Genomic DNA, 13,952 nt, shown 5'->3' with positions numbered 1-13,952 from the left:
TAGCGGCCGGCGCATGCGGCCATACGCCGGCCGCCCTTGCGCATGCGCCGCCGCTGCCGTTAGCTGGACCGAAATCGCAGGGCTCGCTTGAGCCCGCGCAATCGGGAGTGAACGATGGGGCCGCTGAAGGGCATCAAGGTCGTCGACATGACCACCGTGTTGATGGGTCCCTATGCGACCCAGATGCTCGGCGACTATGGCGCAGACGTCATCAAGGTGGAGTCTCTGGACGGTGACGTCACCCGCCTGATCGGTCCGATGCGGCACGCCGGCATGGGCCCGGTGTTCCTCAACACCAACCGCAGCAAACGCTCGATCTGCCTCGACCTGAAGAAGCCCGCCGGCCGCGAGGCCGTGCTGCGCTTGCTGAAAGACGCCGACGTTCTCGTCTACAACGTCCGCCCGCAGGCGATGGCGCGGCTTCAACTGGGCTATGACGTTGTTTCCAAGATCAATCCGCGTCTGGTCTATGCCGGCGTGTTCGGCTTCGGCCAGGACGGGCCGTATGCTGCAAAACCCGCCTATGACGACCTGATCCAGGGCGCCACCGCGCTGCCGGCCTTGATGGCGCAGACGGGCGACGGCGTGCCGCGCTATGTGCCGAACGCACTGGTCGATCGCATCGTCGGCCTCACCGCCGTGGGCGCGATCTGCGCCAGCCTCGTGCATCGCGACCGCACCGGACGCGGCCAGCGCGTCGACATCCCGATGTTCGAGACCATGGCCGGCTTCGTCATGGGCGACCACATGGGCGGGCTCACCTACGAGCCCCCGCTCGACAAGGGCGGTTACGCCCGCCACCTCTCGCGCGATCGCCGGCCCTACAAGACCTCGGACGGTTATCTCAGCGTCATCGTCTACAACGACAAGCAGTGGGAGAACTTCTTCAAGGCGACGGGACGCGACGACCTGCGGGCCGACGCGATGTTCGCGACATTCGCCGGCCGCGCCGCCAATATCGACGTCGTCTATGCCGAGCTCGCGCGCATCTTCGAGACGCGCAGCACCGAGGAATGGATCGACCTGCTGACCAAGGCCGATGTGCCCGTGATGCCGATGCACGACCTCGCGTCGATGCTGCATGATGAGCATCTGGAGGCGACCAACTTTTTCCCGGTGGTGAACCATCCAACAGAAGGGCCGATCCGGAGCATGAGGGTGACGGCGACCTGGTCCGAGACCGGGGCCGAACCGGTGCGGCTCGCGCCGCAGCTCAACGAGCACGGCGCGGAAATCCTGCGTGAGATCGGCTATTCCGCCGACGAGATCGACGCCATGGTCCGCGATGGCGTCACCCGTTCGCCGCCCCGGAATGACGATGCACTGGTGCGCCCATGAGCTTTATCAGGCGTCGGCCTCACGCCTTTCGGCAAGCACGAAGGCTCGTCCTCGCTGGACCTGATGAGCAAGGCCGCGCAGGCCGCGCTCGACGATGCCGGGCTCAGCGCGCCGAGATCGACGGCATCCTCTGCGGCTACTCCACCGTTTCGCCGCACATCATGCTGGCGACCGTCTTTGCCGAGCATTTTGGCATCCGCCCCAGTTACGCCCATGCCGTCCAGGTCGGCGGCGCGACCGGGCTCGCGATGACCATGCTCGCCCATCATCTCGTCGAAGCAGGCGTCGCCCGCAATGTGCTCGTCGTCGCAGGCGAGAACCGTCTCACCGGACAGAGCCGCGATGCCTCGATCCAGGCGCTGGCGCAGGTCGGCCATCCCGATTACGAAGTGCCGCTCGGACCGACGATTCCCGCCTATTACGGCCTGGTCGCGAACAGGTACATGCACGAATACGGCGTGACGGAAGAAGACCTTGCCGAATTCGCGGTGCTGATGCGCACCCACGCCTGCACTCATCCCGGTGCGCAATTCCAAGATCGCATCGAGGTCGCCGACGTCATGGCCTCGAAGCCGGTGGCGATGCCGCTGAAGCTGCTCGATTGCTGCCCGGTGTCCGACGGCGGCGCAGCCTTCGTCGTTAGCCGCGAGCGGACCGGAGAGGCCGGCGTGCGCATTCGCGGCTGTGCCCAGGCCCATACCCATCAGCACGTCACTGCAGCGCCCGCCCTGAGCGAGCTCGGCGCGGAGATCTCCGTCGGCCGCGCCAAGGAGGCGACCGGCCTTGCGATCTCCGACGTGCGCTACGCCGCGATCTATGACAGCTTTACGATCACGCTCGCGATGCTGCTGGAAGACCTTGGCCTTGCTGGCCGGGGCGAGGCAGCCGCGCGCGTGCGCGCAGGCCATTTCAGCCGCGACGGCGCGATGCCGCTGAACACCCATGGCGGCCTGCTCAGCTACGGTCATTGCGGCGTCGGTGGCGCGATGGCGCATCTTGTCGAAACGCATCTGCAGATGACGGGGCGGGCGACGAATCGTCAAGTGCGTGACGCCTCGATCGCGCTCCTGCACGGCGACGGCGGCGTGCTGTCGTCTCACGTCAGCATGTTCCTGGAGCGGGTGCGATGAGCGAGCGAATCGCGGATTGGACCCAAGGTGTGCAAGTCATCACCTTTCAGACCTGCACCTCCTGCAGCCATGTGCAGTATTTCCATCGCGCCTTCTGCGCCGCCTGCGGTGCGCCCGATCCGCGCGAGCAGCGTGCCAGCGGCAAGGGCAGGGTCTACGCGACGTCGCTGGTCTGCCGCGCCGCGACGCCTGAGACGCGGTCGCACGTGCCCTTCAACATCCTGCTGGTCGATTGCGCCGAGGGTTTTCGCATGATGGCGCATGGTGAGAATGATCTCGCCATCGGCGATGAGGTCAGTGCGAGCTTCAAACCGTTCGCTGGCAGGCTGGTGCCGTTCTTCGCCAAAGATGGATAGTGAAATTTGGATGCTCGAATGTAGCCCGGATGGAGCGCAGCGAAATCCGGAATTTTCACCTCACCGATAGACTTTCCCGATTGCGCTTCGCTCCATCCGGGCTACTGCAAAGCCAGCGGTGGGATTCGTCATTCGGGGGCGGTCCTGAGAGACCGAGCCTGGAACGGGAATTCTGGGCCTGGCCTGTGCGAGGGCCACCCCGGAATGACGAAAGCTCTCACCCGACTCTTAACTAGCGCCCGTAGAACAGGATGCTGGCGATGACGAGCATCGCCATCACCGCCAGCATATGCGCGAGCGCCTCCGAGGCCGCCCCCTTGGTGGCTTCCTTCATGCCATTTTCTCCCTAGACTTGGGCGTGACTCATCGATGCGCGGTTAGCGCCCAACGGCCAATTGTTTTTACTCGGAACACCCCTTGCGAGTATCCGCCGCGATCAAGTCCCCACGCGGCGAATATCGACTGTACCAAGGTCGTTCAGCAATGCGGCGGCATTTTGACTCGATGTTGTTGCTCCTGCGGACGCGCAAGAATACAGTTTCGTGGAACTTCCGCCGCTAACGACAAAAAGCATTAAAGGCTTAGGGAAAAACTTCAGGAAAATCATGGCCCGCATCAACTACAGCGACCCGTCCAAGGCATCCGACCGCACCCGCGAGATCCTCGACAAGAACCGCAACGCCAACATCTTCCGGATGATGTCGCATTCGCCGAGCTATTTCGAGCAGTACTGCCGGCTCGGCGGCGCCATCCGTCACAAGGGCGAGCTCGATCCGATCGTGCGCGAACTCGCGATCACCCGCACCGGAATTTTGTGCGAGGCGCCGTACGAGATCGTCGCGCACAAGCGCATCGGCAAGAATGTCGGCGTCACCGACGAGCAGAACGAAGCGCTCGAGAACTGGCAGGACGCCAAGTGCTTCGACGAGGTGCAGCGTGCCGCGCTCGCCTTCACCGACGAGATCGTGAAATTGAACAAGCCGACCGCGGCGATCTTCAACGCGATCGCATCGAAGCTGACACCCGCCGCACTCGTCGAGTTGCAGCTTTCGGTCGGCTTCTACATCATGACGTCAAAGTTTTTGGAGACGTTTGAGATCGATCTTCAGCCGGTCACGGAAGTGGTTGGCTGATCCAAAGCCGCGGCGAGGGATGCCGATGACGATCGATGAATATGCGGCCTGGGCCGCCACCGTTGCAAAAGTCGATGAGCATCCGTCCAACGAACGGCTGTCCTATCTGGGCCTCGGTCTCGCCGGCGAATCCGGCGAGGTCGCCGAGCACATCAAGAAGCTGCTGCGCGATGACTGGCTCGACCAGGCAGGCCTCGTCGAAGAGCTCGGCGATGTCATCTATTACTGGGCCTGCCTATGCGCAGCGACCGGCCAGCAGCCGTCCGAATTGCTCAAGGCGAGTGCGGCCAAGATCAATCGGCGGATCAGTGAGGCGGCGGGCCGCTAGGCCGCTCAGGTCGAGGTCAAGATATCCACCCTGGCGTTGGCGACGATCAGACGGTCGGCGAGAAGCTGCGCAAGATTGCGCATGATGCGTTCGCTGGCGTGCGGGTGCTGCTTGCGGAAGCGCTCGAACGCTTTCAGGGGCGCTTCGAACGCGGTCGCCGCCATGTCCACGAACACGTCGGCGGAGCGAGTGGTCTCGATCAGGGCCATTTCGCCGAAGGCCATGCCGGCGGTGAGCGTCGCCAGCCGCACGCCGTCGGGCAGCGTGACATGCACGGCGCCGCTGCGCAGGAAGAACAGAGCATCGGCGGGATCGCCCGTGGTGAGGATCTTTGTCCCGGATTGATAGGTCCGGATCGTGCAGATCGAGGCGAGGTCGGTCAGCTCTTCCTCGCTCATGCCGGCCAGCAGCGGCTGTTCGGCAAGCTCGGTGGTCTCGTGGAAATCGATCGAGCCTCCGTACCGATAGATGATCTGGTCTTCGGCCCATTCGATCGCGGTGTCGAGCAAATAGAAGTCGCGGACGTTCTTGAGCTCGGCGCTCCATTCCCGCAGGCTGTCCCATTCCTTGGAGGCGCGCCTGACGCCGGACAGTACGACGGTCACATTCAGCGCCGCCAGCTCCTCGAACGCTTCGGCCACCAGCCGCGCCCCGGCGCGCGTGGTGGAGGTGACGCGGTGGAGATCGAAGATCACGAATTGCGGCCGCGGCCGGCCCGCAAGGCGGCGCGAGACATAGTCGACCGCCGACAGCGACAGTGTGCCGACCAGCTCGATGATCCGCACCTCCTGCTCATGCGCCGCGAGAATATCGCGCTCCTGTGGGCGGCGCACGCGCCGCGACGGGCTCTTGCCGATGTCGTAATCGGCGATGACGGCATTGCGCGCATCGTCACTGCGGTTGAGCATGTGCAAATCGTAGTGCGAGGACAGCGCCTCGCAGACCTTGATGCCGCGCACGCTGTTGCCATGCTTGTCGAGCCTTGGCGAATAGCTGCCGAGCCCGAGGCGCGCGGGGAGGGCTGCGAGAATTCCGCCGCCGACGCCGCTCTTGGCGGGGATGCCGATCCGGTAGATCCATTCGCCGGCATAGTCGTACATGCCCGACGACGTCATCACCGACAGCGTGCGCGAGATTGCGTAAGGCGTCAGCACCTGCTCGCCTGTGACCGGGTTGACGCCGCGGTTGGCGAGCGTTGCCGCCATCACCGCGATGTCGCGCGCGGTGACCAGCACCGCGCATTGCCGGAAATAGACGTCGAGCACGGCAGCGACATTGTCCGAGATCACCGCGTTGGTCTTGAGAAGATAGCCGATGGCGCGGTTGCGGTCGCCGGTCTGGCTTTCGGAAGCGTAGACGGCCTCGTCGACGGCGAGGTCGCGGCCGGCAAAACGACTGAGCGCGAGGCGAATTTGCTCGAAGGCGTCCGTACCCTTGCTGTCGTGGATCAGCCCCGTGCAGGCGATCGCGCCGGCATTGACCATCGGGTTGAACGGATGGTTCTCCGAGTTGAGCCGGATCGAGTTGAAGGGATCGCCTGAAGGCTCGACGCCGATCGCGCTCTCGACCCTGTTTGCGCCGAGCAGGTCCAGCGCGAGTGCGAACACGAACGGCTTTGACATCGACTGGATGGTGAAGGGCGCCCTGGAGTCGCCGACCTCGTAGACATGACCGTCCAGGGTCGCGAGGCTGATGCCGAAACAGGCAGGATCGGCCTTGCCGAGCTCGGGAATGTAGTCGGCGACCGCGCCCGAGGTCTCCGCCGAGAATTCGCTGAGGCAATTGTCCAGAAACCGCAGCAAAGGCGGCTTGGAGCGGGTCCAGGCGGTGGCGAGAGGCGAAAGCTGTTTCATCGCCTCTCTTTGTGCAACGCAATCAGGGCACGCGCAACCCGTCCGGCACCATGGTCTGCCGCCGGACCAGCAGCAGGGCGAGCAAAACCGTGGGGACGAGGATGGCGAGGCCGAGCAGCGTCACCTGCATCTGCGACAGCGGCATGATGCCGCCGCCGGGGGTGGCCACCACGAACCCGCCGATCACCAGCAGTACGCGGATCGGCCATTCCAGCGCACCGGCGCCGCGGAGATCGCCAACGAAGGGCTGGTAGCCCTGAATGCCGCCGCAGATGAACAGCGTGCCGAACGCCGCGAGCGCCATCAGCCCGAGACCGGCGAGATAGGGGCTCGGCCCCTGCAGCACCAGCGCGGGATTGAGCACGAAGAAGAACGGGATGAAATAGATGATGCTGCCGACCCACATCGATTCCCAGCCCGTCTTCATCGCCGGCGAACCGGCAATGCCTGCGGCCGCGAACGAGGCGATCGCGACCGGCGGGGTGATCGACGACAGCATGCCCCAGTAGAAGATGAACATGTGCACGGCCATCTTGTTCAGCCCGAGTTTCTCCAGCGCCGGTGCGACCAGGATGGCGAGGAAGATGTAGCAGGCCGTCGTGGTCAACCCGAGGCCGAGGATCAGGCTGGTGAGGGCGCACATGCCGAGCAGCAGGAACGGATTGTCACCGGCAATGCGCAGCAGGTCGTTGGCAAGGCTCGACACCACGCCTGTCATCGAGAAGGCGCCGATCAGCAGGCCGCAGCCGGCGAGGATGCCGACAAGCTCGACGAAGGTGCGGCCGTTGACCTCGAGGAATTTGCCGATGGTCGCGACAGTCCAGCGCGTGTCCTTCGAGAACAGCTGGTTGAGGACCAGAAGCAGGGCGGTAGCGTAGAACGGCGCATGGCTCTCGCGCTTGAAGTAGAGCAGCATCACGATCAGCAGCGCGATCACGAAGACGTAGTACCAGCCGTCCTTGATTGTATCCATGACCCGCGGCAGCTCCGCGCGCGGAATGCCCTTCAGCCCGCGTCGTGCGGCGTAGGAATCGACCTGCATGAACAAGCCGACGTAATAGAGCGCGGCGGGAATGATGGCCGCAATCGCGACGTCGGCGTAGCTGACATTGAGGAACTGCGCGATCACGAACGCGGTCGCACCCATCACCGGCGGAGCCAGCACCGCGCCGGTCGAGGCACACGCCTCGATCGCGCCGGCGTAGGAGGCGCGGAAGCCGCTCTTCTTCATCACCGGAATGGTCATGGTGCCGGCGGTGAGCACGTTGGAGATGATCGAGCCCGACATCATGCCGAGCAGGCCGCTGGCGAAGATGCAGACCTTCGCCGCGCCGCCGCGGAAGGTGCCGCACAGCGCGAAGGCGAGATTGATGAAGAACTTTCCGGCGCCGGTCATCATCAGCGCCGTGCCGAATACCAGGAAGCCGATCACGGTGTCGGCAAACGCCTGGATGGGAATGCCGAGCAGGCTCTCGCCCGACAGCACGTGATAGGCGGTCGCCTGCTCCAGCGTCGATTGTGTGCCGCGGAACGGCCCGAGCCAGCTGGATTCCGCGAACAGCGGATAGACGGTGAAGGGGAGCACGCTCAGTAGCAGGCTCCAGCCCCCGGTCCGCCGCAGCGCCTCCATCAGCATCACCCACATCACGAGACCCGCCGCGGTCACGCTGTTCGGCGCGCCGCCGAATTCCCAGCCGGCCTCCGCGGCTTTGCGGACGTTCAACATCAGCAGCAGCGCCGCGGCAAAAGTTACGACGAAGCAGAGAAGGTCGTACCAGGGAATGCGGTCGAGCGGCGCGCGCGGGGTTCCCGGGAAGATCAGGAACGTGAACGGCAGCATCAGGGCGATCAGGAGATAGAAATACTCCGTGTTGAGCTGGGTGTAGCCGACGAAGAAGCGCAGCGAGAATTGCTGGTTGATGCAGAGCAGGATGGTCGCGGCGGTCGCAACGACGAGCGTCCAGCGCCACGCGCCGCGCAAGCTTCGCACGCGCGTGACCTCCGCTTCCTGCATGTTGGCGGCGGCGCCATGCGGGTCCTCGAACACGATCCGCTTGCCCTCGTCCTGCGGAGCGGTGGACTCTGAAGCAGACATGATCGACCCCGCGCGTGGGTTGCTAAGTGCTGACGAATGCGAATGGGTTGAAGCGGTCGGGCCGTGGGCTCCTCAACCTCTCCCGCTTGCGAGGGCTTTGCTTAATTGGCCGAGCGGGAGTGAGGCTCGATATGGGGTATTTTTTTGTGCGGCCTCGGATGGCGCGCGAACGCAGACGGTCTTGTTTTCGTGGCCGATCGATGGCCTTGGGCTGTGGCGGTCACACCACACCTCCCGCGGGACACAGGACCGCCCATCGTTTGAGGTTCATGGCCAGGCAGAGAAGACGCAGATGGGTATGATTGCGTGCCAGGCCCAGATAGCGGGCTCGCGCCCAGCCGTAGACGCCCTTGAGGCGCGCGAAGACCTGCTCGACCGGGGCGCGGCGCCGTCCCACGGCGTCGTTGAAGCGCTTCTGCCGTTCGGTCAGGGGATGATGCTTGTTGGGCCGGAACATCAGCCGCGGCTTGATGCCCCGGGCAGCCAGCCCGGCGCGACGCTCATGCTTGTCATAGGCCTGGTCGGCGTAGACCGCCTTCTCGTCACCGCTGATCAATTCGTCGGCGGGCACCGTATCGTTGACCGCAGCGTCGGTCAGCTTGCTGCGACGAATGATCGCCGAGCCCTGGTCGACACCGACATGCGCCTTGTAGCCGAAGTATCGCTTGCCACCCTTCTTGGTCCATCGCGCATCCGTATCGCGCTCGCTATTGACCAGCTTGCTCGGCGGGCGTCCGTCCGGGCCGGGAGGCAGCGGGTCCTTTGGCGGCTTCGGCGGTTTCACGGCCGCCGGGATCAGGCTGGCGTCGATCAATGTGCCTCGGCGCAGCACCAGCCCGCGCGCGTCGATCTGGCGCAGCATCTCGGCAAACAGCGTCTCGTCCAGGCCAGCCTGCTGCAAAGCTTCGCGGAAGCGCCAGATCGTCGTGTGGTCGGGCGTCTCGTCGCCCAGCGCAAAGCCGCAGAAGTCGCGGAACGAGGCCCGGTCATCGAGCGCTTCTTCCAGTTCCGGATCGGACAGACCGTACCATTGCTGCAACAGCACAGCCTTGAACATCACCAGCCGAGGATAGGCCGGCGCGCCACGCTCCGGCTCCGGCAGGCCGCTCAGCACGCGCTCGACAGCCGCCCAATCCACCAGTTCGCCAATCCGCCTCAGGACCGCACCCCCTTTGCCCCGCCGCGACGCCAACGCATCTGCGAAGCTCGGTTGCCCCACCTGCCGATATGCCATCCCCAGATCCTCTTCAGATGTCTCTTAGAGAATCGCAGATTCGCGATTTACGCAAAGCCCTCGCTTGCGGGAGAGGTTGCGCCGAAGGCGCGGGTGGGCTCTCTCCTCTGGGGGAATCCCAACGTTGAGGCACCCTCTCCCCAACCCTCTCCCGCAAGCGGGAGAGGGAGCGCAGCTCGCGGGTGGCAACCATCAGGCCCATCGCGAAATTATTCCTCGAACCCGTTCGGCATGTCGGCCTTCGCAAGCGCTGCGGCACGCGCTTTCATCCAGCCGTCGAGAAACGCCTTGTCATCCGCAGGCGGGTTGGACTTTCCGTAGTCGGTCCACGCTGCGCCAAGCACCTCCTGGCGCTTGATCAGTCTGTTGTTGTGCGTGTCCTGCGCGTCGCTCCATTGCCCGGCTTCCTTCAGCGCCTTTACCGCGCCGGGATGCACCGGCACCACCCAGTTCTTGGTCTGGCGATCGGCCGCAAGCCCGCCGGCGCCGGGTGCGGCGTCCTTGTAGGAATCGTAGTTCACGATCATCGCTTTGGTGATCGCATAGACCTGGTCGGGGGCTTGCGAGGCGTAGGCGACGAAAATCGGGTAGGGGTAGTTGCCGAGCTCGATCGGTTTGTCCGGCGAGATGCCGGCGCCGCAGGTCGCGGTCTGCGGGAAGAAGAACGAGCCGACCTTCTGCATCCGCGCCCAGCCTTCCTTGTCCTTGGCGGGCAGCGGCGGCCAGATCAGGCCGCGCGGCGAGGCCTCGGCTTCCTTGGCGGGGCCGGTGATGGTGGTGCCGAAGGCTGCGTCGGTGTCGTTGTTGATCAGGCCCTTCCACATCGCGCCGTAGCTTGCGAACTCGACGACCTTGACGTCCTTCTGCGTCAGGCCGGCGAAGGCGAGCACCGCGAGCGAGTTCTGGTTCAGCGCCGGCGAGCCGACGACGAAGCCGACGCGCTTTCCCTTGAGGTCCTTGAGCTCCTTCACGCCTGTGTCCGCGGCCACGCCGAGCGTGCCGCAATTGCAGTCGACGGATGAGAGCATGATCTGGAGCAGTTGCGGGCCCCATTCCCTGGAGCCGAACTCGAACACGCCTTCCTGCGCGAAATAGGTACCCGATCCCATCGCGGAAGAAACCGCGCGCTTGGCGCGCAACGGCGCGAGACGCGCGACGTCGTTGCCTGCGGGGAGCACGCGCACGTCGGTTGAGTATTTGTCCTTCATCATTTTGCCGACGCCGACCGCGATGTTGAAGCCGGCGGTGCCAGTGTCGTAGGCGGTGAACGTCAATGTCGCCGGCAGCTTGATATCTTCGGCGAATGCATAGCGTGTAGACGCAAAAGAAAGGCCCGCCACCAAAGCAGGCGCGAGCATGACCAGCCCACGACGCATGTTTCCCTCCAATGATCCTCGCGTTTGCCGCGACGATTTTCTTTCTTTGTTTGAAACAGGTTTTGTTTGAAACGGATCATGTCATCGCGATCAGGCGATGGCAACGCCGTAGCGCGAACGCCGCAATGAAGCTGACAGATTGTCGCGGAAACGACGGATAATGCAGTCAGTTCGCGACGATCGCGATCGCCTGTCCCTCGGCAACGACGTCGTCGAGCTTCACCAGAAGCGATGTGATCTCGCCGCTCACAGGAGAAAGCACAGGTATCTCCATCTTCATCGCTTCGACCACCACAATCTCATCGCCATCCGCAACGGTTCCTCCAACTTGCACGGGAGTTGCGCAGACGCGTCCCGCGATATCCGTGACGATCTTAATTTCTGGCATGCCATCGCCTTTTTGTTGTGGTCGCAAAATGCCTGAGGTAGTTTCTTCTGCAAGCGGAATTTAATTCCGCACAGCGGAACAAGCGGTAGGGATCATGGGACGACGTTCGGAGCGGTTGAGTAGGCAAGGTGCGCTCGCTGGCGAAGCCGGTGAGGGCGATGTCATCCAGGTGGTGTCGCGCGCGTTCGACGTGTTGCGATGCTTCGAGGGCCACGATAGCAGGCTCGGCAATCTCGAAATTTCAAACCGCTGCGGCCTGCCGCGCTCGACCGTGTCGCGGCTCACGCACACGCTAACGCGGATGGGTCAGCTCGTGTACCTGCCGCGTGATCAGAAATACCGCATCGGTCCAAGCGCTGTGGCGATGAGCGCCTCGATGATGAAAGGCGCACAGCTGCGCAGCATGATTCGCCAGCGGCTCCAGGAAGTCGCAGAGCAATTGCCGGGCACCGTCGGCTTCGTGGTCCCCGATCGCTTCCATCTGGTCTATCTCCAGTTCGCGCGTTCGGCGACTGCACTGGGCCTGCACGAGGGCACCGGCAGCCGCATCTCGATGGCTTCGACCGCTGCGGGCGCGGCCTATACCGCGGCACTAGCGCCCGAGGTCGGCGATGCCTTCATCGCGGACATGGAGCGGGAAGCTCCCGAGGCTGCAAAGATCCTCAAGCCCCGCATCGAGGCCAACCGGCAGTCGCTGCGCGAGCGCGGCTATGTCGTGGCCTGCGGCTTGTGGAGCCCACATATCAACGGCCTCGCGATGCCGATCTGGTCGCCGCAGTACCAGACCTTCGTTGTCATCACGATCGGTCTGCTCTCGGCGATGTATGACGAAGAGCGTCTGCATGCCGAAGTCGCGCCGCTGATGCTCGCGCTCGGCCGTTCGCTCGGCAGCCTGATGGACGGCGCAGAGGGCGACGTCTTCAACGCCCGCATCCCGCGTAAACCAGTCGCCATGGCCGTCCATAACAATAACAAGCCGATCAATTCGGAGGGAGTGAATGAACTGGAAGCCGGAACTCGACGAGCTCGCCCGGCGCGAAGCCTTCGCGCGGGAGATGGGCGGCGTTGACAAGGTCAAGCGTCAGCATGACCAGGGCCGACTGACTGTTCGGGAACGTATCGACAGACTGACCGACAAAGGCAGCTTTCACGAGATCGGCGCCGTCTCCGGCGTCGGCGAATACGATTCCAGTGGCGAGTTGCAGAAATTGACGCCAGCGAACTGCGTGTTCGGCCGCGCGCGCGTCGAGGGCCGCACCGTCGTCGTGGTCGGCGACGATTTCACCGTGCGCGGCGGCTCGGCGGATGCGTCCATCTCCGCAAAACCGCTGATGGCGGAGGAGATGGCGCATGATCTCCGCCTGCCCATCGTCCGCATCATCGAAGGCTCCGGCGGCGGCGGCTCGGTCAAGACCATCGAGACCAAGGGCGCGGCGAACTTGCCGGGTGGCATCGGCGGCACACGCTGGTATCGCTTCACAACGGAGAATTTGTCGCGCGTGCCCGTGGTCGCGCTCGGCCTCGGCTCGGTCGCAGGGCTCGGTGCCGCGCGTCTTGCCGCCAGCCACTATTCCATCATGACCCGGAAGTCCGCGATGTTCGTCGCAGGCCCGCCGGTGGTGAAGGCGCTGGGGCAGGACCTCTCGAAGGAAGAGCTCGGCGGCGCCGACATCCAGACCCGCGCCGGCGCGGTCGATCATGCTGTCGACACCGAGGAGGAGGCCTTTGCCTGCGCGCGGCGATTCCTGTCTTATCTGCCGTCGTCGGTTGACGGGCTGCCGCCGACCTTGCCCTGCACCGACAATCCGGAGCGCACCGAAGAGGCGCTGATGAGCGCAGTGCCGCGTAATCGCAAGCAGGTCTACAAGATACGGCCGATCGTCGAACAAGTCGTGGACAAGGGCTCGTTTTTCGAGGTCGGCAAGAATTTCGGCAAGCCGATCATTGTCGGTCTCGCGCGGCTCGAGGGCAGGGCGGTGATGGTGCTTGCCAGTGACAGCTTTCACTATGGCGGCTCCTGGACGGCGGACGCCTGCCAGAAGGTGGTCCGCTGGGTCGACTTCGCCGAGACCTTCCATTTGCCGATCGTCTATCTCATGGACTGCCCCGGCTTCATGATCGGGCTCGATGCGGAGAAGGCGGGCACCATCCGCCATGGCGTTCGCGCCATGGCCGCGGTCAACCAGACCACGGTGCCCTGGTGCACGGTGATCCTGCGCAATGCCTTCGGCGTCGCCGGCGTGGTGCATCAGCCGGCCGACCGCTTCTCGATCCGCTACGCCTGGCCGTCGGCCTATTGGGGCTCGCTCCCACTGGAAGGCGGCATCGAAGCCGCCTACCGCGCGGACATCGACGCGGCCGAAGACAAGGCGGAGAAACTGAAAGAGATCGAGGACCGCCTTAACAAGCTGCGCTCGCCGTTCCGCTCCGCCGAAAAATTCTGGGTCGAAGAGATCATCGATCCCAGGAAGACGCGGTCGCTGCTGTGCGAGTTCGCGCGGCTGGCGGAGCCATTGCGAAAGCCAGGGCCGCCGGGGAATTTTTCGATCAGGCCGTAGCTTCAGCGGCCCCTGCGAGCCGCGGATGCCGACCTCAGCCCAATTGCATTTGGGCAAAATTGATCTAGCGCAACGCCACGCGTCCCATTGTCTGCAAGCGTCTCGTTTGGAACGAGGGAGAGACGTCATGACAAATGCGGGTAACGCGCTGCTTTGGACGGCT

The 13,952-nt window shown here is 64.1% G+C and carries 11 protein-coding genes and 1 pseudogene; 7 read left to right on the top strand and 5 right to left on the bottom strand.

From position 1 onward, the window contains the following. Positions 1-114 precede the first annotated feature (114 nt). The 5 genes and pseudogenes from BRA1253DRAFT_RS06385 to BRA1253DRAFT_RS06365 all read left to right on the top strand — a co-directional run bounded on the left by BRA1253DRAFT_RS06385 (position 115) and on the right by BRA1253DRAFT_RS06365 (position 4,285). On the top strand, positions 115-1,338 hold the full coding sequence (locus BRA1253DRAFT_RS06385; protein ID WP_007592310.1) for a CaiB/BaiF CoA-transferase family protein: 1,224 nt from the start codon (positions 115-117) through the stop codon (positions 1,336-1,338). A gap of 54 nt (positions 1,339-1,392) precedes the next feature. Continuing rightward, positions 1,393-2,468 (top strand): annotated as a pseudogene (locus BRA1253DRAFT_RS06380) (thiolase family protein). Then, positions 2,465-2,824 (top strand): Zn-ribbon domain-containing OB-fold protein, encoded by a 360-nt coding sequence (locus BRA1253DRAFT_RS06375; protein ID WP_007592309.1) that lies wholly within the window; start codon positions 2,465-2,467, stop codon positions 2,822-2,824. The pseudogene BRA1253DRAFT_RS06380 and the gene BRA1253DRAFT_RS06375 overlap by 4 nt, the downstream one beginning before the upstream one ends. 605 nt (positions 2,825-3,429) lie before the next feature. After that, positions 3,430-3,957: a carboxymuconolactone decarboxylase family protein gene (locus BRA1253DRAFT_RS06370; protein ID WP_007592305.1), complete on the top strand. Its 528-nt coding sequence runs from the start codon at positions 3,430-3,432 to the stop codon at positions 3,955-3,957. A 25-nt stretch (positions 3,958-3,982) separates the two neighbouring features. Beyond that, positions 3,983-4,285: a nucleoside triphosphate pyrophosphohydrolase family protein gene (locus BRA1253DRAFT_RS06365; protein WP_007592303.1), complete on the top strand. Its 303-nt coding sequence runs from the start codon at positions 3,983-3,985 to the stop codon at positions 4,283-4,285. A gap of 5 nt (positions 4,286-4,290) precedes the next feature. Here BRA1253DRAFT_RS06365 and glsA read toward each other — a convergent pair whose 3' ends face one another. The 5 genes from glsA to BRA1253DRAFT_RS06340 form a co-directional block, all read right to left on the bottom strand. Next, positions 4,291-6,138 carry a glutaminase A gene (gene glsA, locus BRA1253DRAFT_RS06360; RefSeq protein ID WP_007592301.1) on the bottom strand — a complete coding sequence of 616 codons (1,848 nt, stop codon included), beginning with the start codon at positions 6,136-6,138 and terminating at the stop codon, positions 4,291-4,293. A gap of 22 nt (positions 6,139-6,160) precedes the next feature. Further along, positions 6,161-8,233, bottom strand: coding sequence for a TRAP transporter permease (locus tag BRA1253DRAFT_RS06355; RefSeq protein WP_007592300.1), 2,073 nt, complete (start codon positions 8,231-8,233; stop codon positions 6,161-6,163). A 220-nt stretch (positions 8,234-8,453) separates the two neighbouring features. After that, positions 8,454-9,467 carry an IS5 family transposase gene (locus tag BRA1253DRAFT_RS06350; protein WP_007592298.1) on the bottom strand — a complete coding sequence of 338 codons (1,014 nt, stop codon included), beginning with the start codon at positions 9,465-9,467 and terminating at the stop codon, positions 8,454-8,456. A gap of 209 nt (positions 9,468-9,676) precedes the next feature. Beyond that, positions 9,677-10,843, bottom strand: a complete 1,167-nt coding sequence (locus BRA1253DRAFT_RS06345) for a TAXI family TRAP transporter solute-binding subunit (protein ID WP_007592295.1) — start codon at positions 10,841-10,843, stop codon at positions 9,677-9,679. 166 nt (positions 10,844-11,009) lie between these two features. Beyond that, complete coding sequence (locus BRA1253DRAFT_RS06340; RefSeq protein ID WP_007592292.1) at positions 11,010-11,231, bottom strand: acetyl-CoA carboxylase biotin carboxyl carrier protein subunit; 222 nt, start codon at positions 11,229-11,231, stop codon at positions 11,010-11,012. Between the two features lie 94 nt (positions 11,232-11,325). Here BRA1253DRAFT_RS06340 and BRA1253DRAFT_RS06335 point away from each other — a divergent pair, with 94 nt between their 5' ends. Both BRA1253DRAFT_RS06335 and BRA1253DRAFT_RS06330 read left to right on the top strand, forming a co-directional pair. Then, complete coding sequence (locus tag BRA1253DRAFT_RS06335) at positions 11,326-12,300, top strand: IclR family transcriptional regulator (RefSeq protein WP_007592290.1); 975 nt, start codon at positions 11,326-11,328, stop codon at positions 12,298-12,300. Further along, positions 12,230-13,789 (top strand): acyl-CoA carboxylase subunit beta, encoded by a 1,560-nt coding sequence (locus tag BRA1253DRAFT_RS06330; RefSeq protein ID WP_035992865.1) that lies wholly within the window; start codon positions 12,230-12,232, stop codon positions 13,787-13,789. The genes BRA1253DRAFT_RS06335 and BRA1253DRAFT_RS06330 overlap by 71 nt, the downstream gene beginning before the upstream one ends. Positions 13,790-13,952 lie beyond the last annotated feature (163 nt).

It is taken from the genome of Bradyrhizobium sp. WSM1253, from assembly GCF_000244935.1.
GTDB classification, from domain to species: domain Bacteria; phylum Pseudomonadota; class Alphaproteobacteria; order Rhizobiales; family Xanthobacteraceae; genus Bradyrhizobium; species Bradyrhizobium canariense.
The sequence above is the reverse complement of the archived record's forward strand: the minus strand, read 5'-3'. Positions and strand labels throughout refer to the sequence as shown.

Bases quoted from the DNA above. Each gene is read 5' to 3' on its own strand.
- BRA1253DRAFT_RS06330 (WP_035992865.1), top strand. From the start codon at position 12,230: ATGAACTGGAAGCCGGAACTCGACGAGCTCGCCCGGCGCGAAGCCTTC.
- BRA1253DRAFT_RS06345 (WP_007592295.1), bottom strand. From the start codon at position 10,843: ATGCGTCGTGGGCTGGTCATGCTCGCGCCTGCTTTGGTGGCGGGCCTT.
- BRA1253DRAFT_RS06385 (WP_007592310.1), top strand. From the start codon at position 115: ATGGGGCCGCTGAAGGGCATCAAGGTCGTCGACATGACCACCGTGTTG.
- BRA1253DRAFT_RS06375 (WP_007592309.1), top strand. From the start codon at position 2,465: ATGAGCGAGCGAATCGCGGATTGGACCCAAGGTGTGCAAGTCATCACC.
- BRA1253DRAFT_RS06335 (WP_007592290.1), top strand. From the start codon at position 11,326: ATGGGACGACGTTCGGAGCGGTTGAGTAGGCAAGGTGCGCTCGCTGGC.
- glsA (WP_007592301.1), bottom strand. From the start codon at position 6,138: ATGAAACAGCTTTCGCCTCTCGCCACCGCCTGGACCCGCTCCAAGCCG.
- BRA1253DRAFT_RS06350 (WP_007592298.1), bottom strand. From the start codon at position 9,467: ATGGCATATCGGCAGGTGGGGCAACCGAGCTTCGCAGATGCGTTGGCG.
- BRA1253DRAFT_RS06355 (WP_007592300.1), bottom strand. From the start codon at position 8,233: ATGTCTGCTTCAGAGTCCACCGCTCCGCAGGACGAGGGCAAGCGGATC.
- BRA1253DRAFT_RS06365 (WP_007592303.1), top strand. From the start codon at position 3,983: ATGACGATCGATGAATATGCGGCCTGGGCCGCCACCGTTGCAAAAGTC.
- BRA1253DRAFT_RS06340 (WP_007592292.1), bottom strand. From the start codon at position 11,231: ATGCCAGAAATTAAGATCGTCACGGATATCGCGGGACGCGTCTGCGCA.
- BRA1253DRAFT_RS06370 (WP_007592305.1), top strand. From the start codon at position 3,430: ATGGCCCGCATCAACTACAGCGACCCGTCCAAGGCATCCGACCGCACC.